This is a genomic window from Streptomyces sp. BI87 (genome assembly GCF_025957665.1).
GTDB classification, from domain to species: domain Bacteria; phylum Actinomycetota; class Actinomycetes; order Streptomycetales; family Streptomycetaceae; genus Streptomyces; species Streptomyces albidoflavus.
This window is the reverse complement of record NZ_CP110079.1, coordinates 763,080-787,350: the sequence shown is the minus strand read 5'-3', so window position 1 is coordinate 787,350 and position 24,271 is coordinate 763,080. Positions and strand designations below refer to the sequence as shown.

The following is a 24,271-nucleotide window of genomic DNA, read 5'->3' as shown; positions in this document are numbered from 1 at the left end:
CCCGCAGGCACGGCGGGGACGGCGGGAGGGCACCCCGGGCTGCCCTCCCGGCCCTCTCGGCTGCCTGTTCGGTCAGATGTATCCTTCCCGCAGGGCATAGGCCACGGCATGGGCGCGGTTGCGCAGGTGGAGCCGGGTGGTGACCCCGTGGATCACGTTCTTGACAGTGCGTTCGGAGTACGACAACTTGCCGGCGATCTCCCCGGTGTCGAGCCCCTCCGCGATCAGCCGCACCACGTCCACCTCACGTGGGGTGAGCCCCAGCGAGGGACCGCCCTGCTGCCCCGCCGCCCCTCGGTGGAGCGTGCCCACCTGGTTCAGCAGGCTCCCCAGCAGGTCCGCCGGCAGGTCGCCGTCGCCGCGCGAGGCGGCCAGCACCGCGGAGACCAGCCGCCGGGCGGTCGCCTCGTGGCGCCAGACGATGGCGCCGACCCCGCACTCGACCACGTCCAGCAGCTCGCGCTCCTGGAGCGTGCCGACCACCAGGGCGGCCCGCGCCCCCTCGCCGCGCACGATCCGGCGCAGCCGCCCGACGGCGTTCTCGTCGAGCGCGCTCTCGACCACCAGCGCGACCGTGCCCGGCGCCGACTGCTCGCGCAGCTCGACCTCCGGCTGGCGGCGCAACTGGCTGACCGCGCCCTCCCTGCTGATCGGGTCCGCGGCGACCACCGCCACCGGCACGGGGCCGCCCCGAACGCCGTCCGGGCCGGGAGCGGAACCGCTCCACGATGAGTTGAGCAACCGTCATCCCCTGTCCACGAGCCCGCCGACCGGCGCCGACCACCGGCCCCCAGGCACGATCCACACTTCTGCCGCCACCGGCCCGGGCGCAATCGTGGACCACCACGACGCACACCACGAGACCGGTGCCACCCGGCCCGCGGACACCCGCGGAAGCCCTCTGTCCTCGCAGGTGGGAGCGGTCCCGGGGGAGGGCTGCGGGTCGCCCGCCCCCCACCGTGACCGTCACCACAGCGTGCGCCGTCGAGCGCGACACGCCGTATCCCCGCGTGGGTCTTCTCACCCCACCGAACCCCGGCGCTCCCGCGTCTCACAGAGCGAGGGAGCAGGATCGAGCACACGGAGGCACCGATGACCCGACCGCCACGCGAGCACCCTCACCACGGCGGGCCCCTCGCGGCCGAGATCGAGCGCGTCCGCAACGGCAGCGGACGCCTGGTGCTGCTGCGCGGCGCCACCGGCACCGGCCGCACCACCGCCCTGGCCGCCGCCGTCCGCGCCGCCGCAGCCCGGGGCCTGCGGGTGCTGCGGGCCCGCTGCTCACCCGAGGACACCGATGTCCCCCTCGCCGCCGTCCGGCAACTGCTCAGCCCGGACGACGAGTTCCCCGACCTCGTGCCCGAGGGCGACGAACGGGGCACCGCCGCCCGGCTCTGGCGGACCCTGCGGGCGTACGCCGCCGAGGCCCCGCTGCTCGTGGCGGTCGACGACGTCCACCTGGCCGACGACCCCTCCCGCCGCTGGCTCCTGGACGCCGCCCGCCGCCTCGACCGATTACCGCTCCTGCTGGTCGCCACCGAACGCAGCCAGTACGACATCGAACCCCGGCCCCCGGGGCTCGCCCAGTCGCTGGCCCCCTCCCTGGTCCGCACCCGCACCGTCGCCCCGCTCGCCGACGAGGCCGCCGCCACCCTCGTACGCGAGGCGTTCCCGGCGGCCGGGGAGGCGTGGACGGAAGCCTGCGTACGCGCCGGGGCGGGCGTGCCGCTCCTGCTCCACGCACTCCTCGACGACCTGGGCTCGACCCCTCGGCCGGAGCCGGACGCACCCGCCTCCGACGGGGCGCCGGCCCTGCCCGGGAGCTGCGCCGCGCTCTACCCCGGCTCCTACCCGGCCGCGGTCTCCTGGTGGCTGGAGAACGCCGGGTCGGCCACCGCCGAGGTGGCCCGGTGCCTGGCCGCGCTGGAGGAGGCGTGGCCGCCGCACTCCGCCCCCGGCGACGCCGCGACGGACGCCCCGCCGGAGCCGCCCCACCCGGCCGTGCGGGAACGTCCTCCCACCGCAGGCCGGTCCGGCGCGGCGGCCCGCGACCCGGCCGGGCTCCTCGCCGAGGCCGCCGGGGCCGACCCCGCCCGCGTCGCCGGCTGGCTCGCCGCCATGGGCCGGCTCGGCCTGCTCCGCACCGACACCGCCGGCCGCCCCCGCTACGCCCACCCCCTGCTCCGCGACGCCGTCCTCACCGGCTGGCCCCTGCGGCGCCGGCAGGCGGCCCACCGGGCGGCCGCCGAGACGATGATGCGCCGGGGCGACCGGGTCGAGGAGATCGCGCGCCACCTGCTGCGGGTCCCGGCCGCCGGACCGCCCTGGGCCCTGCGCGTCCTGCGCGACGCCGCCACGGTCGCCGTGCACGACGCCCGCCCCTACGACGCCGTCGGCTACCTGCGCCGCGCCCTGGAGGAGCAACTCACCGGCGCCCTCAGGCAACGGCTGCTCACCCAGCTCGGCTCCCTGGAGTACGCCTCCGCCGACGCCCCCGCCGCCATCGCCCGCCTCGCCGAGGCCCAGCACCTCCCCGCCGGGCCGCGCGACCGGGTCCGTACCGCCGTCGCGCTCGGTGCCGCCCTGGCCGCCCGGGGCGAGATCCGCACCGCCATGGAGGTACTGCGCCGTGCGGGCGGCAGGCTCTCGGACCACCCGGGGCTGGCCCGCACCGTACGGGCCGCCTCCGCCCTCGTCTCCGACGGCGACCTCGCCAGCAGGCAGGAGGTGTACCGCTGGCTCTGCGAGACCGGCGAACGCTCCCCCGAACTGGTGGGCACCGCGGGCCAGGCGCTCCTCGTCCGGTACGCCGCGACGGCCGCGCTCATCTCGGCGCCCGAGGCGATGCGCCGGATGCGGGAGCTGCTCGCCCAGCCCACCGATCCGCTCGCCGAGCCCTTCCTCGTCGGCACCGCCGCCGCCGTCGCCCACTGGGCCGACGAGCTCGACGAGGCGGACCGGCTGGTCGAGCGGGGGCTCGCGGGGCAGCACCCCGGCCTGCTCCACCCGATGCTCGCCGCCCTGCTCAACACCGGCTCCGACATCGCCGCCGCCCGCGGCGACCACGCCCGCCTGCTCGCGGCGGGCCGGTCCGGGCCCCCGGGCGGGGCCCGCGCCGTCCCCACCAACCAGGACGCCCATGTGCTGATGGCGCTGGTGCACACCGGACGCACCGACGAGGCACGGGACTTCGCGGGCCGCTTCGACCTGCACTCGGCGCCGGACGGCTGGGAGCTGAACCGTTTCCTCTACGCGCGCGGTGTGCTGCGGGCCGCCACCGGCGACCTGGCGGGGGCGGTCCACGACTTCCTGGAGTGCGGGCGGCGGCAGACCGCCCGCGAGGTGGTCAGCCCCGTCGTCACCCCGTGGCGCAGCGCTGTGGCCGCCTGCCGGCTGGAACTCGGCGGCGGCCAGGAGGCGCTGGACCTGGCGACGGAGGAGGTGCGGCTCGCCCGGGTGTGGGGCACGCCTCGCACGGTCGGCCGCGCCCTGAGCGTCCTCGGCACCGCCACCGGCGGCCGCCACGGCCTGGAACTGGCCGAGGAAGCCGTCGACACCCTGCGCGAGGTCCCCGGCGACGCCCTGACGGAGCTGATCCCGGCGCTCCTCGCCCAGGGCCGCCAACTGGTCGCGGCAGGGGAGCGCGGCCGGGGCCGCGCCCGGCTGCGGGAGGCGGCCGGACTGGCCGAACGCTCCGGCGCCGTGCGCTGGCTCGGGCTCGCCTCCCAGGCCCTGCGCGAGGGCGGGGCACGCCACCCGGCGGCGGCCCGCACCGGCTCCGTCGCCCTCACCGACAGCGAACACCGCATCGCCACCCTCGCCGCCGAAGGGCGCACCAACACCGAGATAGCCGACCTGCTGCACCTCGCCCGCCGCACCGTGGAGACCCACTTGACCAGTACCTACCGGAAGCTGGGCATACGGCGCCGGACGGAGTTGCCGGGGAGACTGGAGCGGGGGCCGGTCCGGGCGCCACGGCCGTAGGCGAACGCGCGTGCCCCGGATAGGCTCCCGTGCCTGTGAGCGTCGTAGAACTTCGCGGCCGGCTGCGCCGGTCGGACAGGCCGGTGTCCGTCGCCGTCGTCGTCGGCAACCTGCTGCTCTGCTGCGTCGTCCTCTGGTTGGTGGCCGGGGCCGGGGCCACCACCCGGGAGGAGGAGACCGCCTCCTGGGTCCTGGGCGCCAAGATCTACGGAATCTGGCTCGCCGCCGGGCTGGTGCTGTTCGCTGTGGCGGGTCTGCCACGGACCCTCCTCAGACACCTGGCCACGATGCTGCTCACCCCGAGCGCGCTGTTCCTGCTCATGGTGCTCCTGTCGCTCATGTAGCGAGGGCGGTCCGGTCCAGCTCGTCCGCGATCGCCTCGCGCAGCACGTCGTGCCCCGGGCCGAGGGCGTACCGCCGGTCGCTCCACCGGTCCCGGGGGTGGAGCCAGACCGGCAGGCGCACCAGGTCCGCGGGCTCCCAGGCGTACCGGGGCCAGACGTGGGCGTGCAGGAAGCCGTCGGTGTTGCCCAGGATCTCCAGGTTGACGCGGAGGAAGGCGAGGTCGGCGCGCCCGCAGGCCCGTTCGACGGCCTCGCCGAGGCGGTCCATGTCGGAGAGGAAGTCCAGCCGCTTGGCGCGGGGGAGGTCCGAGAGCCTGTCCACGGCGGGGTCGTCGGCCAGGAGTACCGAGTAGCCCGGGAGGAACTGCACGTCGCCGATGACCGCGAAGCCCGCGGTCAGGCGGCGCAGCACGGTGGGGTTCTCGCCGCGCAGGGCGCTGCCGATGCGGTCCGTACGCCAGTCGTCGGTCATGGGCCGAACCTACCCCGCCGCCTCGCTCCGGGGCCCGAGCCGCCGGTCCAGGGAGGCGCCGACGACCGGGCAGTTGGCGCGGACGACGTCGAGGAAGGCGTCCAGGACGGAGGAGCGGTCCTCGGGGGAGCATCCCGCGCACCTTCCTGCGGTGCGCGGAGGGCCAGGCGCCCGCCCCGGCGGTGCGGGACCTGATGATCGCGGAGGCAGACCGGGCCATGCCCGCCCGTCCGTCCACGGTCCGGACGCTTCCCGGCGGCCACAGCCCGTTCGCCGCCCGGCCCTTCGAACTGGCGGCGGCCCTGGTGCCCTGAGCCTCAGGTTCCGCCGCGGGCGTACCGGGCCGGGGTCCGCCCGTACTCCTTGGCGAACGCCACCACGAAGGCCGACGGGCTGGCGTATCCCACCCGCCGGGCGATCCGGGTGACCGGCTCGGTGCCGAGCAGGGCGCGCGGACGGCGCCTTCACCGCCGTCGTGGGCGCCAACGCCTGCGGCTCGTCCGGCTCCTGACCCCGAACGCCGGGACCGTCCGCTGGGGCGGCGAGGATCTGCACGCCCTGCGCCCCAGGACGACGGCCCGCCAACTCGGCTTCCTCCCGCAGGGGTTGACGGCGCCCGAGAACACCCTGGTGCGCCAGCTCGTGGCCCGGGGCCGCTACCCGCACCAGTCGCTGCTGGCCACCTGGGCCCCGGCAGACGGACAGGCCGTGGCCGAGGCGATGGCGGCCGCCGGCGTCGCCGAACTGGCCGAGCGGCGCGTCGAGGAGCTCTCCGGCGGCCAGCGCCGGCGGGTGTGGGTCGCCATGGTGCTGGCCCAGGAGACCCCGTACCTGCTCCTCGACGAGCCGACCACCTTCCTCGACCTCGCCCACCAGTACCAACTGCTGCGCCTGCTGGCCCGGTTGCGCGACGAGGGCCGTACGGTCGTCGCGGTCCTCCACGACCTCAACCAGGCCTGCCGCTTCGCCGACCACCTGGTGGCAGTGCGCGGCGGCCGGGTGGCCGCCCAGGGCGCACCCGCCGACAACGTCGACGCCACCCTGGTCGAGGCGGTCTTCGACCTGGAATGCGTGGTGGTCCCCGATCCCGTCACGGGGACGCCGATGGTGGTCCCGCACGCGTGACGGCGGGGGCGTCTCACTAGGCTGACCGGGTGAACGCGCCTGGGCCGTGTGGTCTCCGGCGTACGGGGGACGGGGGCGCGAACCATGGCGAGGAACGAGCGGCGAGATCGCGACGACGTAGGAGTACGCCCCGGCCACGCACGCCGGGTCCCCTACGCCGACCCGGGCGTGCCCGACCACCGCACGCCGCTCAGGTTCCTGTGGTGGCTGACGACCAGCCAGTGGCGCCGCGTGCTGCTCGGGTCCCTCTGGGGGACGGCCTGGATGTGCCTGCTCATGGCCCCGCCCTACCTGATGTCCCGGGCGATCGACGACGGCCTGCGCGGCCGGGACGCCGGGGCGCTGCTCCTGTGGACGGGCGCGCTGCTCGCCACCGGCGCCGCCCTCGCCGTCCTCGGCATCCTGCGCCACCGCACCATGACCCGGGTCCGGGTGGACGCCGCGTACCGGACCGTGCAGGTGGTCACCCGCCATGTCACCCGCCTCGGCTCCGCCCTGCCCCGGCAGGTCTCCGCCGGAGAACTCACCCATCTCCAGGCAGGCGACATCGGCCGGATCGCCCAGACCCTGACCGTCACCGGCCCCGGCGTCGGCGCGGCCGCCGCCTACGCGGTCACCGCCGTCCTGCTGCTCGGGATCTCCCCGCTGCTCGCCCTGGTCGTCCTGCTGGGCGTCCCCGCCCTCGCCCTGACGGTCGGCCCGCTGCTCGGCCGGCTGCACGGCGCCGAGGGCCGCTACCGCGAGGAGCAGGGGCAGCTGACCGCGCTCGCCGGTGACCTGGTGGCCGGGCTCAGCGTCCTCAACGGCCTCGGCGGCAAACCGGTCTTCGCCGCCCGCCACCACGCCCGCTCCCAGGCCCTCGTCCCGCTCGGCTACCGCGTCGCCGCCCTCACCAGCTGGGTGCAGGCCCTCACCGCCTGCCTCCTCGTCCTCTTCCTCGCCGTCGTCACCTGGATCGGCGCCCGGATGGCGGCCGCCGGCACCATCACCGTCGGCGAGCTGGTGGCGGTCTACGGTTACGTCTCCGCGCTGCTGGTCCCCGTCTCGGCCCTCATCGAGGGCGCCGACGACCTGCCCCGCGGCCTCGTGTCCGCCCGCCGCGTCACCGACATCCTCGCCCTGGCCCCCGCCCCCGGCACCGCCCACCCCCGCCTCGACCCGCCGAAGGCCCCGGCCGACTTGTACGACCCCCACTCCGGCCTCACCGTCGCCCCGGGCCGGGTGACGGCCCTCGTGGGCGCTCGCCCCGAGGAGACCCGTGCCGTCGCCGAACGGCTCGCCGGGCACGGCGCCTCCGGCGTCACCTGGGGCGGGACCGCCCTGGCCGCCTGGGACCGGGACGCCCTGCGCCGCCACCTCCTCCTCGCCGACCACGACGCCTACCTTTTCGCCGGCGACCTGCGCACCGCTCTCTCCGGCCGCACCGACCGCCCCGACGACGCGGTCCGGCGGGCCCTCGACGCGGCGGCCGCCACCGACATCGCCGACGGTCTGCCCGGCGGGCTCGACGGCCACCTCGACGACCAGGCGCGCAACGTCTCCGGCGGCCAGCGCCAACGCCTGCGGCTGGCCCGCGCCCTTCTCGCGGAGCCCGACGTCCTCCTCCTGGTGGAACCGACCTCCGCCCTCGACGCGCACACCGAGGCGACGGTCGCCGCCCGCCTCGCCGCCCACCGGCGCGGGCGGACGACCCTGGTCGTCACCACCTCGCCCCTCGTCCTCGCCCAGGCCGACGAGGTCGCCCACCTGGAGGACGGCAAGGTCCGCGCCACCGGCACACACGGCGAACTCCTCGCCACCCGCCCCGCCTACGCGGCCCTGGTCCTGCGGGGCGCCGCCGCCGAGGCCGCACCCCGGCCGCTGGAAGGGGACGCCCGATGAGCCGCCCCGCCCCCGCGCCCCGCCTGCCGGTCGCCGACGCCGCGACGGTCCGCCGGGCTGTCCGGCAGCTGATCAGGGAGGACTCCCGCGCCGTCCGGGGCACCGTCGTGCTGACCTGCCTCGCCGCCCTCGCCGGGGCGGCCGGCCCCTGGCTCCTCGGCCGCATCGTCGACCGGGTGCAGGCGGGCGGCCTGGCCGTCTCCGGCATCGACCTCCTGGCCGCGGCCGTACTGGGCTGCGCGGCGGCCCAGTTGCTGCTGACCCGCTGGGCCCGCGGCGTCTCCCACCGCTTCGGCGAACGTGCCCTGGCCCGCCTGCGCGAAGAGGTGGTCGACCGGGTCCTCGCCCTGCCCGGCCGCGTCGCGGACAAGGCCGGCACCGGGGACCTCGTCACCCGTGCGACCCTCGACGTGGCGACCGTCGCGGCCACCTTGCGCTCGGCCGCGCCGGACATCTTCGTCGCCGCCGTCCAGGCCGTCTTCCTCTTCGGCGCGATCTTCCTCCTCTCCCCGCTCCTCGGGGTCTGCTCCCTGGTGGGGCTGCCGCTGATTCTGGCGGTGAGCCGCTGGTACCTGGCCCGCTCCCGCGAGGCGTACCTCGCCGAGGGCGCGGCGGCGGGCGAGGTCTCCGAGATCCTCAACTCCACGGCGCTCGGCGCTCGTACGGTCGAGGCGTACGGGCTCCAGGAGCGGCGCGGCCGTGTACTCGACGAGGCCGTCGACACCACGTACCGGGCGGGTGAGCGCACCCTCGCGCTGCGGTCGGTGCTCTTCCCGGTCACCGAGTTCGCGCACACCCTGCCGCTGGCGCTGATCCTGCTGGCCGGCGGGTTCGGATACCTGGAGGGGACGCTCTCGCTGGGCGCGGTGGTGGCCGGGGGGCTGTACATGTGGCAGCTGGTCGACCCGCTCGACCAGCTCCTCGTCTGGGTCGAACAACTCCAGCGCAGCGGCGCCTCGTTCGCCCGCATCAAGGGGGTCGGACTCGTCGCCCACGAGCAGGACACCCCGGTGGCGGCTCCCGACGGCGACCTCGTCGAGGCCACCGGCGTGGGCTACTCCTACCTCCCCGGCCAGGAGGTTCTGAGGGATGTCACGCTGACCGTGCGCCCAGGTGAACGGCTCGCGGTGGTGGGCCGTTCCGGCGCGGGCAAGTCCACCCTCGGCAAGCTGCTGGCCGGGGTGGACACCCCCGACCGCGGCAGCGTCCTGGTCGGCGGGGTCCCCGTCGCCGAGCTGGCCGCCGCCGGAGAGCTGGGCAGCCGCGTCGTCCTCATCACCCAGGAGCACCACGTCTTCCTCGGCACCCTGCGCGACAACATGACCATGGCCGCGCCCGAGGCCGACGACGCCGCCGTGCTCGCGGCGCTGACCCTCGTCGAGGCGGAGTGGGCGGCCGGGCTGCCCGAGGGCCTGGACACCCGGCTCGGCCCCGGCGGGGTCGTCCTCGAAGCGGCCCAGGCGCAGCAGCTCACCCTCGCCCGGGTCCAGCTGGCCGACCCGCACACGCTGATCTTGGACGAGGCGACCTCCCTGCTGGACCCGGGGACGGCGCGGCAGGCCGAGCGCGCGATGGCCGCCGTCCGAGCGGACCGTACCGTCATCGCCATCGCCCACCGCCTCCAGACCGCCCACGACGCCGACCGGGTCGCCGTCATGGAGGCGGGCCGCGTCGTGGAACTCGGCACCCACGAGGAACTGGTCGCGGCCGGCGGCGTCTACGCGGCGCTCTGGCGGTCCTGGAACGGCGAGGACTGAGACCGGGGTCCGCCACCGCCCTCCCGACAGGTTCCAGCCATGGTCACGGAGGCTCGTGCACGAGGTCTGGACAGCGTGCGATGCGCGTGCTGTCATGCCAACTGCCGTTCCTTCCAACGTTGTACAAACGCGTTGCCCCGACCGGAACGGCGAGCCGCCACCTCCCCCCGAAGCGTTTCCGCAGTCCACGCAAGGAGGACCCGTGCGCACCACCGGCCTCAGACGTCACGGACGTCACCTGGCACTGCTCCTGACCACGGCCCTGGCCCTCACGGCCTTCGGCGTCGCCCCCTCGGGCGCGGCGTCGGGCGACGACGAACCGGTCGCCGCCCACGGCCTCAAGGGCGAGTACTACACCCAGTCCGCCGAGGGGGCCTTCGACTTCCACGAGCTGAAGGCCACCGTCTTCGATCCGGACATCGACTTCGCCGGCCTCGACTCCCGGCTCCAGTCCACGACGGGCCAGGCGGACAACGCCAGCGTCCGCTGGACCGGCAAGCTGGTCCCGGAGAAGACCGGCGCGACAACGTTTTCCATGATCGGTGACAACGGCTTCCGGCTCTGGGTCGACGACGAGCTGGTCATCGACCACTGGGTCGACGACTGGGACAAGGAACAGATCTCCGACGAGGTCGAGCTGACCGCCGGTGAGGAGGTGGACATCAAGGTCGAGTACTTCGAGCACATCGGCGGCTCCAGCCTCCGCCTGCGCTGGACCGAACCCGGAGAGCAGAAGGAGGCCGTCCCGTCGTCGGCCTTCCGGCTGCCCGACGACTGGGAGTACGACGGAGCCATCGGCTCCACCGTCCAGGCGGACGGCCGCACCCTGAAACTCGACTTCGCCCAGAAGCCAGGACCCCTCCCGGCCGGACTCGACGACCATCTCACCGCCGTCATCGGTGGCGCGAAGTGGCCGCTGGACGGGGTGAAGCCCGACCCCGACGACCCGCGTGCCCTCCTCGTCGGCCTGGAGGAACCGGTCGTCGGCAACAAGGACGGCGACGCCCCCGGCAACGCCGACCTGACCTACGACGGCGAAGGCGGCCTCGTCCAGAGCGACGGCACACCCGTCGACGCCTTCTGGACCAGCGGCGACAACCACTCCACGCACCAGCTGACCACCCGCTGGGGCGAGGAGGTCACCCCGGCCAACGCCCACCGCGAGTACCCGCGCCCCCAGCTCACCCGCGGCGAGTGGCGCAACCTGAACGGCACCTGGCAGTTCGCCGGCGCGAAGCAGGGCGAACGGCCGCCGGTCGGCAAGAAGCTCGGCGAGGAGATCCTCGTGCCGTACCCGGTCGAGTCGCAGCTCTCCGGCATCGAACGGCACGAGGACCGCATGTGGTACCGCCGCACCTTCACCGTGCCCGCCGACTGGAAGATCGGCCAGCGCCAGCGGCTGCGGCTCAACTTCGGCGCCGTGGACTGGAAGTCCGAGGTCTACGTCAACGGGAAGAAGGTCGCCGGTCACGAGGGCGGCTACGACAAGTTCAGCGCCGACGTCACCGACGCCCTGAAGCCCGGCCGTACCCAGGAACTGATCGTCGGCGTCTACGACCCCACCGACGCCGACAGTGGCGAGAACCCGCCGATGGGCAAGCAGCGCCTGGACCCCAGCGGCATCTGGTACACCCCGTCCTCCGGCATCTGGCAGACCGTCTGGATGGAACCGGTCGCCACCGACCACGTCGACGACCTCAAGCTGACGCCCGACGTCGCGAAGGAGCAGCTCACCGTCGAGACCGAGGGAGTCCGCGACGGCCTCCCCGTACGCGCCGAGGTCCACGCGGGCAAGCGGAAGATCGCCACCGCCACCGGCACCTCCGGCACCCCGCTCACCGTGAGGATCAGGAACCCGCGCCTGTGGTCGCCCGACGACCCCTACCTGTACGACCTCAAGGTCAGCGTCGGGAAGGACAAGGTCGGCAGCTACTTCGGGATGCGCACGATCTCCGTCGAGAAGGTGAACGGCACTCCGCGCACCGTGCTCAACGGCGAGCCCGTCTTCCTGATGGCCACCCTCGACCAGGGCTTCTGGCCCGACGGCCTGCACACCGCGCCCAGTGACGAGGCGCTCGCCCACGACCTCAAGCTGCACAAGAAGCTGGGCTTTAACTCGGTCCGCAAGCACATCAAGGTCGAACCCGACCGCTGGTTCCACTGGGCCGACAAGCTCGGGCTGCTGGTCTGGCAGGACATGCCCTCCATGGAGGCGGGACGCAACCCCGGCCAGGCCGCGCGCGCCCAGTTCGAGCGCGAGATGAAGACCATGATCGACCAGCACCGCAACCACCCGTCGGTCGTCATGTGGGTCACCCTCAACGAGGGCTGGGGCCAGTACGACGAGGCCCGCCTCGGCGACCAGGCCAAGTCCTGGGACCCGACCCGCCTGGTCAACGCGATGTCCGGGATCAACCTCGGCGTCGACGGCGGCACCGGCGACATCCTCGACGAACACGGCTACCCCAGCCCCGCCCTGCCGCCGAAGCCGGACGGCGAACGCGCCATGGTGACCGGCGAGTACGGCGGCCTCGGCCTCGCGGTCCCGGGCCACGCCTGGGCGGTGCAGCAGTCCTACGTCGACGTCGACCCGGCCACGTACACGGACGACTACCTCGAAAAGCTGGACGAGGTGCGCCAGTTGGTCTGCGAAGGCAGCAACGGAGCGGTCTACACGCAGATCTCGGACGTCGAGGGCGAGCTGAACGGCCTCACGACGTACGACCGCAAGGTCGTCAAACCGGACGTGAAGCGTGTGCACGACGCCCACCGGGCGCTGATCCGTGACGCCTCGCAGGACACCGTGCCGAACTGCTCCTGACCGGCCCGCCGGCCGAGGGGGCGGGCCCGCCACGGACCCGCCCCCTCACAGTCGTCCCACAGGCAGGACTCTCCTCATGACACTGACACGCCGAAGCGTGCCCCAGAGCAGTCCGGCGGTGGCCGCCGCCGCCCTGGCCGGCGTCGGCGCCGGTACGGCCGAGGCGGCCCTGCCCCGCCCGGCGCGCGCCGAAGGAGCCGTGGCCACCTTCGCCAGGTACGTCACCCGGGCCGAGCGGATGTAGGCGGCGGCCTGCGGCAGGCACGCGAGCAGGAGCAGGGGGAGGAGCAGCGGGTGCAGGACGGCCAGGACCGCGGCGCCCGCCGTGAGCGTCGCGGCCGCCGCGAGCACGTCCTGCGCCTCCTCCACCAGGTCGGGGGTGACCTGGGCGCCGCGGTCCGCGATGTCGAAGGCGTCGTTGCAGCCGGGCTTGTTGGTGGCGGCCAGTTCGGCACCGAGTGCGGCCTCGACCATCGTCACCTCCGCCGCCCGGGCGAGCACCGGCCGCAGCCGCCCGGTCAGCCAGACGACCGCGATGGCCAGCAGCCCCCGCAGACCGGTGGCCGCGGCGATCACGGCCAACTGCGGTGCCGCCTCCCACAGGCGCTCCGTGATGTCGCCCGAGGAGACCAGCGCGGTGATCGTCCCCGTGACGGCCGGCAGGCCGAGAGCGGCGAGGACGCCCGTGGCCGTCTGGCGGACCAGCAGCCCCGACGGTCGCGGCGCGGTCCACGCCCCAGGCCAGACGGAGCGAGCGCAGGACGAGGGCCGCCAGACACCGCGCCATCGTCCGGGTGGTCAGCAGCGAACCGGCCTGGAGCCGTGACTCGTCCCGGTAGAGGTACTCCTCCTCTCGAACACCGGCCTCCTCGGGCGGGACGCCCTGCGGCGCTCCGGCCGGCCGTCCCGGCGGCTGTTCCTGTGTGACGGACGAGGTCATCGGTCCCCCTGGGGTGGTGGCTGAGGCGGTGTCGTGGGGACCAACGACGCGGCGGGGATATCGAACACACCTCATTCGGCCGTGGTGCGAGTCCCGCCGACGGCGGGCGGCGGCGCACCCGGGCTCGAGTTCCCTGGTCCGCCCGGGAGCGGCTGCCGACGTGGGACGGCCGAAACGCCGGGCAGTGCCATCAAGCCCGTGCCCGAGTTCTCAGCCCTCCGCCGGCCCCGCCGCGGCCCGCCCCAGCTCCTCCCGCAGCACATGCTTGGTGACCTTCCCCGACGGAGTGCGGGGCAGCTCCGGGCGCAGGACCAGTTCGCGCGGGATCTTGTAGGGGGCGATGCGCGGCTCCAGCCAGTCGCGGAGCGCCGCCAGTTCCGGTGCGGTGCCCTCGCGGGGGACCACGACGGCGACGACGGTCTCACCCCACTGCGGATGCGGGCGGCCGACGACGGCCACGTCGAGGAGGTCCGGGTGGCCGCGCAGCGCGCCCTCCACCTCCTGCGAGGCGACGTTCTCGCCGCCGGTGATGATGACGTCCTTCATGCGGTCCACCACCGTGACGAAGCCGTCCTCGTCGACCCGGCCCAGATCGCCGCTGCGGTACCAGTCACCCGCGAAGGCCGCCGCGGTGGCGGCCTCGTCGTCGAGGTAGCCGACCATGCGGGTGTCCGAGCGCAGCCAGATCTCGCCGGTCTCCCCGGCCCCGGCGTCCGCGCCGTCCGGCCGCACCACCCGCAGATCCACCCCGGGCATGCCGCCGCGCCCGATCGCCCCGGCCTTCGCCACCTGCTCGGCCGGGGAGAGCGAGGCGCCCACCGGCCCGGTCTCGCTCATCCCGTACACCTGGTGGAAGCTGTCCGAGCCGTAGGCCTTCATCAGGCGGCGGGCCGTGTCGGCGTCCAGCGGGCCGGCGCCGTAGATCCAGGCACGTACCGAGGTGAGGTCGAAGTCGGCGAGGTCGGGGACGGTCTGGAGCGGGGCGATGAGCGCGATCGGGGCGCCGAAGAGGGCGGTGATCCGCTCGCGCTGGATCGTCTCCAGCATGCCGCGCGGGTCGTACGCGCGCTGGAGCACGACGGTGGCGCCGAGCAGCAGGGTGCTCATCGTCCAGTTGTTGAGCGGGGAGGCGTGCCAGATCGGCATGGAGATCAGGAACCGCTCGTCGCGGTGGAGGGGGATGGTGGCCGCCGTGTACGTGGCCGTCAGGGCGATCGAGCGGTGCGTGTGCACGCAGCCCTTGGGGCTGCCGGAGGTGCCCGAGGTGTAGAGGATCTGGGCGACGGTGTCGTCCGCGCCCGGCTCCTGCTCCCGCCACGGCTCGGCGAGCGCCAGCCGGGACTCGAAGGAGTCCGCGGGGCGTGACTGCGCCTCGGCGTCCGGGTGGCTGACCAGCCACGGCACGTCCACCCCTGCCGAGGCCGCCCGCTCACCGATCTCCGCGTCGACCACCCCGAGCCGGGCGCCGCAATGCCGCAGCAGGCGCTCCACCTCGGCGGTCCTCAGCTTGTGGTTGACCGGCACCAGCGTGGCCCCCGCGTACCAGGCGCCGAACGCCGCGAAGAGGAAGGCGGGGGTGTTGTACGTCATCACCGCCAGCCGGTCGCCGGGACGCAGCCCGGCCTCCCGCAGCACCGTCGCCGCTCGCCGGGCGCTCTCGGCGAACTCCCGGTACGTCCACCGCCGGTCGCCGTAGACGACCGCCTCCTTCTCACCGGCCGAGCGAACCGCGCTGTCCAGCAGGGCACTGAGGTGCATCACGTTCTCCTGACGAGCCACCGGCCGGCGGGAAGCGGCCGTAGCGGGAAAGTCTGAATGATGGTTCACTTCTTTCATGGCCTACCGCAAGACCCCTGCCGAAATCAGCCGGCTCGAAGCCGCCCGCGACCACCTCGTGGTCCGCGCCACCGAGGTCGTGGCGGAGGTGGGCTGGGCGCAGGCGTCCGTGACCGCCGTGGCGGACGCCGCCGGTATCGCGGCCGGCTCGGTCTACCAGCACTTCCCCTCCAAGGCGGCGCTCGCCGTCGAGGTCTTCCGGCGCGCGGCCGGACGCGAGGTGGAGGTGCTCGGCGAGGTGCTGCACGGTCCCGGCGACCCCGTCGAGCGCCTGGGCCGCGGCACCGAGGTCTTCGCCCGCCGCGCCCTGGAGAACCGGGGCCTGGCCTACGCGCTGCTCGCCGCCCCCGCCGAACCCGCCGTCGGCGCGGAACGCCTCGACTTCCGGCGCCGCTACCGCGCCCTCTTCGCCGAAGTGGTCCGCGAGGGAATCGCCGCGGGCGCCCTCCCGCCGCAGAACGCCGAGATCACCGCCGCCGCCCTGACCGGCGCCATCGGCGAAGTCCTCGTCGACCCGCTCGCCGTCCCCGACGAGAACGCCACCGAGGCGCTCCTCGCCGACCTCACGGGCACCGCCCTGCGCTGCGCCGGCGCCCCGGCCACCTGACCCACCCGTCACCGCTCCCGCCCCCGCACCCCGCCCCTGGAGGACGCCCCATGCACACCACCGGCTCCGTCACCCATGAAGTGACCAACCAGGCCCCGCCGCTGACCGGCCACGACGTCGCGGACGACCCGGTCCTGCTGGAGGGCGCGCGCCGGGAGGGAGCCGCGTGGCACCTGCCCGAGCTGCACCACTTCGGCCGCTACGCCGGCAGCGAGGAGGCCCAGCACTGGGCCGACCAGGCCAACCGCCACGAGCCCGAGCTGCGCACCCACGACCGCTACGGCCACCGCGTCGACGAGGTCGACTTCCACCCCGCGTACCACGCGCTGATGGACGCCTCGGTGAGCGCCGGCCTCGCGGGCGCCGCCTGGGCCGACGAACGCCCCGGCGCCCACGTGGCCCGCGCCGCGAGCTTCATGGTGGCCACCACGGTCGAGCCGGGACACCTCTGCCCGGTCTCCATGACCTACGCCGTCGTCCCCGCCCTGCGCCACGCCCCCGACCTCGCCAAGACCTACGAACCGCTGCTCACCAGCCGCGTCTACGACCCCGGGCTGCGCACCCCCGCCGGCAAGCGCGGCCTGCTCGCCGGGATGGGGATGACGGAGAAGCAGGGCGGCACCGACGTCCGCGCCAACACCACCACCGCCACCGAACAGGACGACGGGACCTGGCGGCTGCGCGGCCACAAGTGGTTCACCAGCGCCCCCATGAACGATCTGTTCCTGGTGCTGGCCCAGGCGCCCGGCGGACTCTCCTGCTTCCTGGTCCCGCGCGTCCTGCCCGACGGCAGCCGCAACACCTTCCGCATCCAGCGCCTCAAGGACAAGCTCGGCAACCGCTCCAACGCCAGCAGCGAACCCGAGTTCGACGCCACCGTGGCCTGGCTCGTCGGGGAGGAGGGCAAGGGCGTGCGGACCATCATCGAGATGGTGACGATGACCCGGCTCGACTGCGTCCTCGGCTCCGCCGCCGGCACCCGCGCCGCCCTCGTCCAGGCCGCCCACCACGCCCGGCACCGCTCGGTCTTCGGCGCCAAGCTGATCGACCAGCCGCTGATGCGCAACGTCCTGGCCGACCTCGCCCTGGAGTCCGAGGCCGCCACCACGCTCGCCCTGCGCCTGGCCGGCGCCGCCGACCGGGCCCGGCGCGACGATCCGGGGGAGCGTGCCTTCCTCCGCCTGGCCACCGCGATCGGCAAGTACTGGGTGTGCAAGCGCCAGCCCGCAGCCGTAGCCGAGGCCCTGGAATGCCTCGGCGGCAACGGCTACGACGAGGCGTCCGGCATGCCCCGCCTCTACCGCGAGGCCCCCCTCAACGGCATCTGGGAGGGCTCGGGCAACGTCAACGCCCTGGACATGCTGCGCGCCCTCGCCCGCGAGCCGGAGTCCCTGGAGGCCTTCCGCGCGGAGATCGAGGCGGCCTCGGGAGCCGACCGCCGCCTGGACACCGCCTGGCGCGAACTGCAGACCCAGCTCACCCTCACCGAGGACGCCGAACTACGCGCCCGCCGCGTCATCGAACGCGCCGCCCTGATCCTCCAGGCCTCCCTCCTGGTCCGCCACGCCCCCGCCCCCGTCGCGGACGCCTTCTGCGCCTCCCGCCTGGCCGGGGACCGGGGGCTGGCCTTCGGCACACTGGAGCCGGGGACGGACTTCGGCGGGGTGCTGGGGCGGATTCCTGGGTGACGGTGACGACGGGGGTCGCGGCGAGCTCCCTGGGCGGCGGCTCCCGGCTCCGTCGAACCAGTCCTGAGCCGGCGTGGTGCGGGAGGAAGCGCTGGATGTCCACCGTGAGGATCTTGGTGACCGGAACGAGCGGGCCAACGCCCCCAACTCGGTGGTCATGGCGCTCACCTCCGTCTCCTACGACAGGCCTGTCGCCCGCGAGCTCACCCGAGCTCCCCACGCGGAGCAGGTGGGCCTCTACAGCCGGGCCGACGACCGGAGGTCACACCACCCGCCGAATTCACCTCTCCGCAGGGCGCGTTCCTCGTCGTCACCGGTCCAGGCGGCACTGCCATGGCCTGCGGCGGCTGGCGCCCCGCGGCACAGGTCACCGCCGAGATCAATCGGATGTACGTCACGCCGGCGGCCCGGGGGCGCGGCCTGGGCCGACAGATCCTCGCGGCCTTGGAGGGCGACGCCCGTCGGCACGGCATGACGCAGGTGATCCTGGAGACCGGGGTCGCCAACACCGCCGCCCTCGCTCCCTACGCCAGCCGTACTCCTGATTTCACCACCAAGATCCGTCAGGCCGTCGTCTCGCAGAGTCGCTATCGCATCGAGGGCTGAAGGGGGAGCCTGAGCCGGTGACGAGACGACGGCATCCTCCGGACGCGCCGAGTCGGGCCCCGCATCGCTCTTCCCCCGGCTATGTGCGATTCCCCGCGGCGTGAGAAAGTCTGAAGCGTGAGTGAGACACCAGCGAACACCCTTCAGTACCGCTTCGACGGGCCGGAAGACGCCCCCGTTCTCGTCCTGGGTCCCTCACTGGGGACGACCTGGCACATGTGGGACCGCCAGGTTCCCGAACTGGCCCGTAGCTGGCGGGTGTTCCGGTTCGATCTGCCGGGGCACGGCGGGGCGCCGGCCCATCCGGCCGGGTCGGTCGCCGAGCTGGCCGACCGGGTGCTGGCCGCGCTGGACGCCGCCGGGGTGCAGCGGTTCGGGTACGCCGGGTGTGCGCTCGGCGGGGCCGTGGGGGCCGAGTTGGCGCTGCGGCACCCCGGGCGGGTCGCCTCGCTGGCGCTGATCGCCGCCTCGCCGCGGTTCGGGACCGCCGACGAGTTCCGCCAGCGCGGGGTGGTGGTCCGGTCGCACGGGCTGGACCCGGTGGCGCGGGCCGCGCCCGAGCGGTGGTTCACGCCGGGGTTCGCCGGGGCGCAGCCCGCCATCACCGAGTGGGCGGTGCAGATGGTGCGCACCACCGACCCCGGCTGCTACATCGCCGCCTGCGAGGCGCTGGCCTCCTTCGACATCCGTGCCGAACTGGGCCGGATCGGGGTACCGACCCTCGTCCTGGTCGGCTCCGAGGACCAGGTCACCGGGCCCGCCGAGGCGCGCACCCTGGTCGCCGGCATACCGGACGCCCGCCTCGCCGTGGTGCCCGGTGCCTCGCACCTGGCGCCGGTCGAGCAGCCGGCGGCCGTCACCGACCTGCTGGTGCGGCACTTCTCCGCGCCCTGGAGCCCCGCTCCGGAGGCGACCGGCCAGATGCTGTCGCCGGTTCCGGCGCCGGTGGTCGTGCCACCCCAGCCCACCGGCCCGGTCGCCGAGATCGCCCCCTGGGTCGACCCCGACGCCGCCGTGCGGCCCGACCCGTACGAGTCCGGCATCAAGGTGCGCCGCGAGGTGCTGGGCGACGCCCACGTCGACCGCGAACTGGCCGAGGCCGACGGCTTCTCGGGCGAGTTCCAGGACTTCCTCACCCGGTACGCGTGGGGCGAGATCTGGAGCAGGCCCGGGCTGGACCGCCGTACCCGCTCCTGTGTGGCGCTGACCGCGCTGATCGCCTCCGGGCACACGGCCGAACTGCCCGCGCAGGTACGGGCGGCGCTCCGTAACGGCCTCACCGTCGCGGAACTCCGCGAGGTCCTGCTCCAGGCCGCCGTCTACTGCGGGGTCCCGGCTGCCGAGGAGGCGTTCCGGGTGGCCCGCGCAGTGGTCGCGGAGGAGACGACGCCGCAGGAGTAGGCGGCGCGTTCTTGGCGTCCGTCCGGCGAGGATCGGCACCCCGGCCCGGTGCAGGGCGGCGACGCTCGCCCGCGCGTGGGCGTAGTCGAGCCCCAGGTGGCCGAGGGCCTCCGCGACGGCTTCCGTCATGGCGAGCGTCGGAACCGCGAACCGGCCCTCGGCGGCGGTCAGTTCGGCCTCCGAGCCGGGCAGCTCCGCGTCCAGCGGCACATGGGTGACCGCGTCCACCCCGGCCCGGCGGGCGGCGGCGAAGGCGAGGGCCACCGTGCGCAGCCCCCGCCCGCGGGCGGCGCGGACCACGGCCTCCAGCGTCTCCCGGGAGAGCGCCCGGGTGCTCCCGGCACCTCCGCGGTGATCTTGACGTAGTCCACGCCCTGCTCCCCCCGCTCGGCGACGAAGGCCTGCGCGTCCTCGGGCCCGGCGAGCAGGCTGCTCTCGGGGAAGTGCGGCATGCGTGACTGGAGGCTGCCGGGCGCGGCGGCCGGGGCCCGCGCCGCGCAGCAGGGCGGCGGTGCCGGGCAGGTCGCGCAGCGAGTCGAGGAGGGCCGGGGGCCAGCCGCCCATGTCCAGGGCGGTGGTTACGCCGTGGTCGGCGAGCCGGTCCAGGGTCTCGGCGTCGCGGACGTGCACATGGGCGTCGATCAGCCCGGGGAGCAGGGTGGCGCCCTGGCAGCCCACGACCCGGGCGCCGGCCGGGTCGGTGCCGATCAGCGGCCCGTCGATCACCACGGTTGCCGGCTCCCGCAGGCGCTCACCGTCGAGGACGCGGACGTGGGTGAGGGCGGTGACGGTGCTCGCGGTCGTACGGGGCTCCACCCGGGGTGGGCGTACGGCGGGCGCGCGGGAGCGTGGCCGGACGGGCCTCGCCCTCCGCGGACCGGCTGCTCGGCGCCTTCGCCGACGCCCTCGACCGCCCGCACGGCCGCGCCCTGCGCCCGCTGCTCGCCCAGCGCGCCCGCCACCCCGAGCTGTACGCGGAGGTGTACCGGCGGGTCGTCCTGCCCCACAAGGAGATCCTGCGCGGCATCCTGGGCGCCGCCGTCGAGCGCGGCGAGGCCGGCCCCGGGGCCCTCGGCGTCCGTACCGCCTCCACCGCGCCCCGCCTGGTCATCGCGGCCCACACGGAGCACGGCACGGTCCCGCAGGGCGAGGTGGAGGCGGTACGGACGCCGAGGTGCTGATGCCGCTCTTCACGGCCCGGGGTGGGGGGAACATGCCGGGCCGGGACGACAGGAGCACGATGGGACCATGAGGTTCATCAAGAAGCGCCATTCCTGTGTCCGGCTGGAGAAGGAGTCGGGCACGCTCGTCATCGACCCGGGCGGTTTCACCGAGCCCGACGCCGCCCTCGGCGCCGACGCCCTGCTGGTCACCCACGAGCACCCGGACCACTTCGACGAGGGCCGCCTGCGTGCCGCCCTGGAGGCCAACCCGGCCGCCCAGCTGTGGACCCTCGCCTCGGTGGCGGAGGCCATGGCCGCCGCCTTCCCCGGCCGGGTCCACACCGTCGGTCACGGCGACACCTTCACCGCCGCCGGGTTCGACGTCGAGGTCCACGGCGAGCTGCACGCCGTCATCCACCCGGACATCCCGCGCGTCACCAACGTCGGCTACCTGGTCGACGGCGAGGTCTTCCACCCCGGCGACGCGCTCACCGTCCCCGACCGGCCCGTCGAGACCCTGCTGCTGCCCGTCATGGCCCCCTGGAACAAGCTCTCCGAGGTCGTCGACTACGTCCGCGAGGTCCGCCCGACCCGCGCCTACGACATCCACGACGCCCTCCTCACCGACCTCGCCCTCCCCGTCTACGAGCGGCAGATCGGCGCGCTGGCCGGCACCGACCACCACCACCTGGGCCCCGGCACGTTCACCGAGGTCTGACGGGCGTTGTCGGCGGGGTCGGTTAGGTTGTCAGGCATGCGCATCGCCACCTGGAACGTCAATTCGATCACCGCGCGCCTCCCGAGGCTGCTGGCCTGGCTGGAGAGCAGCGGCACGGACGTGCTGTGCATCCAGGAGACCAAGACCACCGAGGAAGCCTTCCCCGCCGACGCCCTCGCCGAGCTGGGCTACGAGAGCGCGGTCCGCGCCACCGGCCGGTGGAACGGCGTCGCGATCGTCTCCCGCGTCGGCCTCGCCGACGTCGTCGGCGGCCTGCCCGGCGGCCCCGCGTACGACGGCGTGGAGGAGCCCCGGGCGGTCTCCGCGACCTGCGGCCCGGTCCGCGTCTGGTCGGTCTACGTGCCGAACGGCCGCGAGGTCGGCCACCCCCACTTCGCCTACAAGCTCCAGTGGCTCAACGCCCTGCGGGACGCCGTCGCCGACGACGCGGCGGGCGACCGGCCCTTCGCCGTCCTCGGCGACTACAACATCGCCCCCCACGACTCCGACGTCTGGGACCCCACCGCCTTCATCGGCGCCACCCACGTCACCCCCGAGGAGCGCGAGGCCCTCGCCGCCCTGCGCGCCACGGGGCTGGACGACGTGGTCCCGCGCCCCCTCAAGTACGACCAGCCCTTCACCTACTGGGACTACCGCCAGCTCGGCTTCCCCAAGAACCGCGGCATGCGCATCGACCTCGTCTACGGCAACGACCCGTTCCGCTCGGCCGTCTCCGACGCCTACGTGGACCGCGAGGAGCGCAAGGGCAAGGGCGCCTCCGACCACGCCCCGGTCGTCACCGACCTCACCGTCTGAGCCGCCGGGGCGCTCACCGCGCGCGTCCCCGCCGCCCGTCCAGCACGGTCAGGTCGACGGCGTCCGCCAGCGCCTGGAGCCCCGCCTCGCCCGGGTGCAGGTGGTCGCCGCTGTCGTAGGCGGGGAGCATCCGCGCCGGGCGGTCGGGGTCGCGCAGGACGCGGTCGAAGTCGAGGACGGCGTCGAAGGAGTCCCGGTCGGCGCGGAGCGCCCGGTTGATCTCGGTCCGCTCGGCGTCGACGGCGGGGGTGCACCGTGACTCGCCCTCGCACGGCGCGAGGGTGGTCACCACGGCCCGTACGCCCCGGGCGCGCGCCCGTTCGGCCAGCTGCCGCAGTCCGCTGACGACCTCGTCGGCGCGCGCGCCCCACCGGACATCGTTTATGCCCTCGAAGAGGACGACGGTCCGCACCGAGGTCTGGGAGAGCAGGTCCCGGTCCAGCCGGTTGAGGGCGCTGACGCCACCGGTGTCGTTGGAGACGCCGTCGCCCGGGTAGCGGTCGCTGAGCACGCGGTTGGCGGAGATGCCCTGGTTGAGCACGCCGTAGCGCGGCACGCGGTCCTGCTCGCGCAGCCGCCGGGCCAGCGCGTCGGTCCACCGCTTGTTGGCGCCCTCGGTGGTGCCGACCCCTTCGGTGATGGAATCCCCGAGCACTACGACCGAACCCGGCCCGCCGCTCACGTCGACACCGGTCAGCAGCGGCCAGGTCCCCACCGTCCCGGTGTACGCGGCGCCGTCGGCGTCGGCCGCGTGGTCGCCCGGGGTGCTCAGGTACGACTTCTGCACCGCCTTGTCGTGCAGCGGGACGGAGGGCACGGCGCCGGGCAGGTGCAGGCTGACCAGCAGATCGGCGCCCTCCTCCACGGCGAGGGCGACCGGGTCGCTGACCGCCTCGGCCCCGGCGGGCAGCACCGTCGACTCCTCACCGCCGAAGGTCAGCGGCACGGGCGTGGACCGGGCTGCGGCGCCCACGGCGCGGACGGCCACGGTGGCGCTGCCGACCCGCACCGGCGTCCCCGCGAAGGTGTTGGAGAGCCGCACCCGCGCCGTCGGCCCGGACTTGGTGGGGTTGACCACCAGCCGCAGCGTCTGGTCACGCCACGGCCCGACCTCCGGCAGCCCCGCCGTCGACGCCGACCAGCTCCCCGTCCAGCCCTCCGCCGCCGGACGGACCCGCAGGTCGAAGACGTGCAGCGAGCGGCCCAGCCCCCGTACGTGCGGCAGCCGTACCGACTCCACGGTGCGGCCCGCGTCCAGCGGCACCGTCACCACGTACAGCCGGGGGCGGTCCGCGACGGGGCCCTCGCGGCTGTTGAGGTACGGCAGGGCGACGGCCTTGGTGGCGAGCGGGCCGGTGCGCCAGTCGGGGGCGGTCAGCCGGTAGCGGCTCTGGCCGCCGTCGCGGTAGTGGACGGTGCCGGTACCGGTCGCCTCGCCGCCCGTTCCGGCGACCAGGAAGGTGAGCGCGTCGCCGCGCCCCTCGACGGCCACCCGCTGTCCGTGGGCGCGCACGTTGTCGGGTCTGCCGGGTCTGGAGACCGGCCAGTCGAGCCGGGTGCCCTCCACGGCGGGGCGGGCGCCGACCCGCCAGCCGGCGGCGCGCAGCGCGGCGGCCGGCAGGGAGCGGCCCTGCCCGTCGAAGTCGGCGGCGCCCGGCCGGCCGTCCTCGCTGACCGCCCGGTTGTCGTACAGCTCGCGCAGTGGCCGCGGCTCCCGTTCCTCGGCCGCGCCCGCCGAGGTCAGCGAGGCGGCGCTGGTGATCAGGGCCAGAACGAGGGCGGGCCCCCACAGCTGTCGGCGCACAGGCGCCCCCTTCTTCTTCGGTGTCTGTCCTCGGTCGTCCTGGCGGGCACACCCGGCACGTCGCGGCCCGCCGCCGACTCGATGGTGCCGGTCGGCGGCGCCGGTGCCGTGGTGCCGGAGGTCTTCGGTGCGTCGGGCGGGGCGGGCGAAAGTCCGGACCACGGTAGGAACGGCGCTGAGGGAGCGTCAACGGCGCCTCGGCCGACGGGGCGTGAACCAGGGGGTGTCTTCGACAGTCCCCACGGCGCCGTGCGGGACTTCGAAGACACCCCCTGGCGCCGAACAGGCCATGTCCGGTCTCCGGCCGC

The 24,271-nt window shown here is 74.8% G+C and carries 17 protein-coding genes and 3 pseudogenes; 14 read left to right on the top strand and 6 right to left on the bottom strand.

Annotation, left to right across the window (positions count from 1 at the left end; all coding sequences use genetic code 11):
• Nucleotides 1–72: 72 nt before the first annotated feature.
• The gene (locus OIM89_RS03335) at nucleotides 73–681 is read right to left on the bottom strand and encodes a helix-turn-helix transcriptional regulator (protein ID WP_229359962.1); all 609 of its coding nucleotides are present in this window, start codon (nucleotides 679–681) and stop codon (nucleotides 73–75) included.
• A gap of 411 nt (nucleotides 682–1,092) precedes the next feature.
• Between OIM89_RS03335 and OIM89_RS03330 the strand changes: the two genes are divergently transcribed.
• A complete protein-coding gene (locus OIM89_RS03330; RefSeq protein WP_264490963.1) occupies nucleotides 1,093–3,984 on the top strand; it encodes a helix-turn-helix transcriptional regulator in 2,892 nt (963 codons plus the stop codon).
• Nucleotides 3,985–4,019: 35 nt separating this feature from the next.
• Nucleotides 4,020–4,328 (top strand): hypothetical protein, encoded by a 309-nt coding sequence (locus OIM89_RS03325; protein ID WP_226964682.1) that lies wholly within the window; start codon nucleotides 4,020–4,022, stop codon nucleotides 4,326–4,328.
• Here the strand turns inward: OIM89_RS03325 and OIM89_RS03320 are convergent.
• Complete coding sequence (locus OIM89_RS03320; protein ID WP_030699833.1) at nucleotides 4,321–4,800, bottom strand: diadenosine tetraphosphate hydrolase; 480 nt, start codon at nucleotides 4,798–4,800, stop codon at nucleotides 4,321–4,323. The genes OIM89_RS03325 and OIM89_RS03320 overlap by 8 nt on opposite strands.
• 125 nt (nucleotides 4,801–4,925) lie before the next feature.
• Here OIM89_RS03320 and OIM89_RS03315 point away from each other — a divergent pair.
• Nucleotides 4,926–5,114: pseudogene (locus OIM89_RS03315) on the top strand (alpha/beta hydrolase); the annotation flags it as partial.
• 3 nt (nucleotides 5,115–5,117) lie between these two features.
• Here the strand turns inward: OIM89_RS03315 and OIM89_RS03310 are convergent.
• Complete coding sequence (locus tag OIM89_RS03310) at nucleotides 5,118–5,207, bottom strand: hypothetical protein (RefSeq protein WP_239655786.1); 90 nt, start codon at nucleotides 5,205–5,207, stop codon at nucleotides 5,118–5,120.
• Nucleotides 5,208–5,275: 68 nt separating this feature from the next.
• Between OIM89_RS03310 and OIM89_RS03305 the strand changes: the two are divergent.
• The 4 genes and pseudogenes from OIM89_RS03305 (at nucleotide 5,276) to OIM89_RS03290 (ending at nucleotide 12,384) form a co-directional block, all read left to right on the top strand.
• Nucleotides 5,276–5,925, top strand: a pseudogene (locus OIM89_RS03305) (ABC transporter ATP-binding protein).
• Between the two features lie 84 nt (nucleotides 5,926–6,009).
• Nucleotides 6,010–7,806 carry an ABC transporter transmembrane domain-containing protein gene (locus OIM89_RS03300; RefSeq protein WP_226964683.1) on the top strand — a complete coding sequence of 599 codons (1,797 nt, stop codon included), beginning with the start codon at nucleotides 6,010–6,012 and terminating at the stop codon, nucleotides 7,804–7,806.
• Nucleotides 7,803–9,563 (top strand): ABC transporter ATP-binding protein, encoded by a 1,761-nt coding sequence (locus OIM89_RS03295; protein ID WP_226964684.1) that lies wholly within the window; start codon nucleotides 7,803–7,805, stop codon nucleotides 9,561–9,563. The genes OIM89_RS03300 and OIM89_RS03295 overlap by 4 nt, the downstream gene beginning before the upstream one ends.
• Nucleotides 9,564–9,765: 202 nt before the next feature.
• Entirely contained in the window at nucleotides 9,766–12,384 is a 2,619-nt protein-coding gene (locus tag OIM89_RS03290; RefSeq protein ID WP_226964685.1) for a PA14 domain-containing protein, read from the top strand.
• Nucleotides 12,385–12,567: 183 nt separating this feature from the next.
• Here the strand turns inward: OIM89_RS03290 and OIM89_RS29835 are convergent.
• Nucleotides 12,568–13,324, bottom strand: a pseudogene (locus tag OIM89_RS29835) (ABC transporter); the annotation flags it as partial.
• Between the two features lie 210 nt (nucleotides 13,325–13,534).
• Entirely contained in the window at nucleotides 13,535–15,082 is a 1,548-nt protein-coding gene (locus OIM89_RS03280; protein WP_030694762.1) for a class I adenylate-forming enzyme family protein, read from the bottom strand.
• Between the two features lie 76 nt (nucleotides 15,083–15,158).
• Here OIM89_RS03280 and OIM89_RS03275 point away from each other — a divergent pair, with 76 nt between their 5' ends.
• From OIM89_RS03275 to OIM89_RS03245, 7 genes are all read left to right on the top strand, one after another.
• Entirely contained in the window at nucleotides 15,159–15,767 is a 609-nt protein-coding gene (locus OIM89_RS03275; protein WP_030694763.1) for a TetR/AcrR family transcriptional regulator, read from the top strand.
• Between the two features lie 50 nt (nucleotides 15,768–15,817).
• Entirely contained in the window at nucleotides 15,818–17,455 is a 1,638-nt protein-coding gene (locus OIM89_RS03270) for an acyl-CoA dehydrogenase family protein (protein ID WP_030694764.1), read from the top strand.
• A 333-nt stretch (nucleotides 17,456–17,788) separates the two neighbouring features.
• Nucleotides 17,789–18,061 (top strand): GNAT family N-acetyltransferase, encoded by a 273-nt coding sequence (locus tag OIM89_RS03265; protein WP_257203458.1) that lies wholly within the window; start codon nucleotides 17,789–17,791, stop codon nucleotides 18,059–18,061.
• 117 nt (nucleotides 18,062–18,178) lie between these two features.
• The gene (locus OIM89_RS03260) at nucleotides 18,179–19,462 is read left to right on the top strand and encodes an alpha/beta fold hydrolase (RefSeq protein ID WP_047468646.1); all 1,284 of its coding nucleotides are present in this window, start codon (nucleotides 18,179–18,181) and stop codon (nucleotides 19,460–19,462) included.
• An 848-nt stretch (nucleotides 19,463–20,310) separates the two neighbouring features.
• Nucleotides 20,311–20,643: a TetR-like C-terminal domain-containing protein gene (locus tag OIM89_RS03255; protein ID WP_229359958.1), complete on the top strand. Its 333-nt coding sequence runs from the start codon at nucleotides 20,311–20,313 to the stop codon at nucleotides 20,641–20,643.
• A 67-nt stretch (nucleotides 20,644–20,710) separates the two neighbouring features.
• Entirely contained in the window at nucleotides 20,711–21,343 is a 633-nt protein-coding gene (locus tag OIM89_RS03250) for an MBL fold metallo-hydrolase (protein ID WP_030694766.1), read from the top strand.
• A 36-nt stretch (nucleotides 21,344–21,379) separates the two neighbouring features.
• Nucleotides 21,380–22,159, top strand: coding sequence for an exodeoxyribonuclease III (locus OIM89_RS03245; protein ID WP_030694767.1), 780 nt, complete (start codon nucleotides 21,380–21,382; stop codon nucleotides 22,157–22,159).
• Nucleotides 22,160–22,172: 13 nt separating this feature from the next.
• On the opposite strand, the gene OIM89_RS03240 is transcribed toward OIM89_RS03245, so the two are convergent.
• Entirely contained in the window at nucleotides 22,173–23,963 is a 1,791-nt protein-coding gene (locus OIM89_RS03240) for an SGNH/GDSL hydrolase family protein (RefSeq protein WP_264490962.1), read from the bottom strand.
• Nucleotides 23,964–24,271: the final 308 nt, after the last annotated feature.

Coding starts and splice junctions, on each gene's coding strand:
- OIM89_RS03330 (WP_264490963.1), top strand. CDS start 1,093: ATGACCCGACCGCCACGCGAGCACCCTCACCACGGCGGGCCCCTCGCG.
- OIM89_RS03320 (WP_030699833.1), bottom strand. CDS start 4,800: ATGACCGACGACTGGCGTACGGACCGCATCGGCAGCGCCCTGCGCGGC.
- OIM89_RS03300 (WP_226964683.1), top strand. CDS start 6,010: ATGGCGAGGAACGAGCGGCGAGATCGCGACGACGTAGGAGTACGCCCC.
- OIM89_RS03295 (WP_226964684.1), top strand. CDS start 7,803: ATGAGCCGCCCCGCCCCCGCGCCCCGCCTGCCGGTCGCCGACGCCGCG.
- OIM89_RS03280 (WP_030694762.1), bottom strand. CDS start 15,082: ATGCACCTCAGTGCCCTGCTGGACAGCGCGGTTCGCTCGGCCGGTGAG.
- OIM89_RS03275 (WP_030694763.1), top strand. CDS start 15,159: ATGGCCTACCGCAAGACCCCTGCCGAAATCAGCCGGCTCGAAGCCGCC.
- OIM89_RS03270 (WP_030694764.1), top strand. CDS start 15,818: ATGCACACCACCGGCTCCGTCACCCATGAAGTGACCAACCAGGCCCCG.
- OIM89_RS03265 (WP_257203458.1), top strand. CDS start 17,789: ATGGCCTGCGGCGGCTGGCGCCCCGCGGCACAGGTCACCGCCGAGATC.
- OIM89_RS03250 (WP_030694766.1), top strand. CDS start 20,711: ATGAGGTTCATCAAGAAGCGCCATTCCTGTGTCCGGCTGGAGAAGGAG.
- OIM89_RS03245 (WP_030694767.1), top strand. CDS start 21,380: ATGCGCATCGCCACCTGGAACGTCAATTCGATCACCGCGCGCCTCCCG.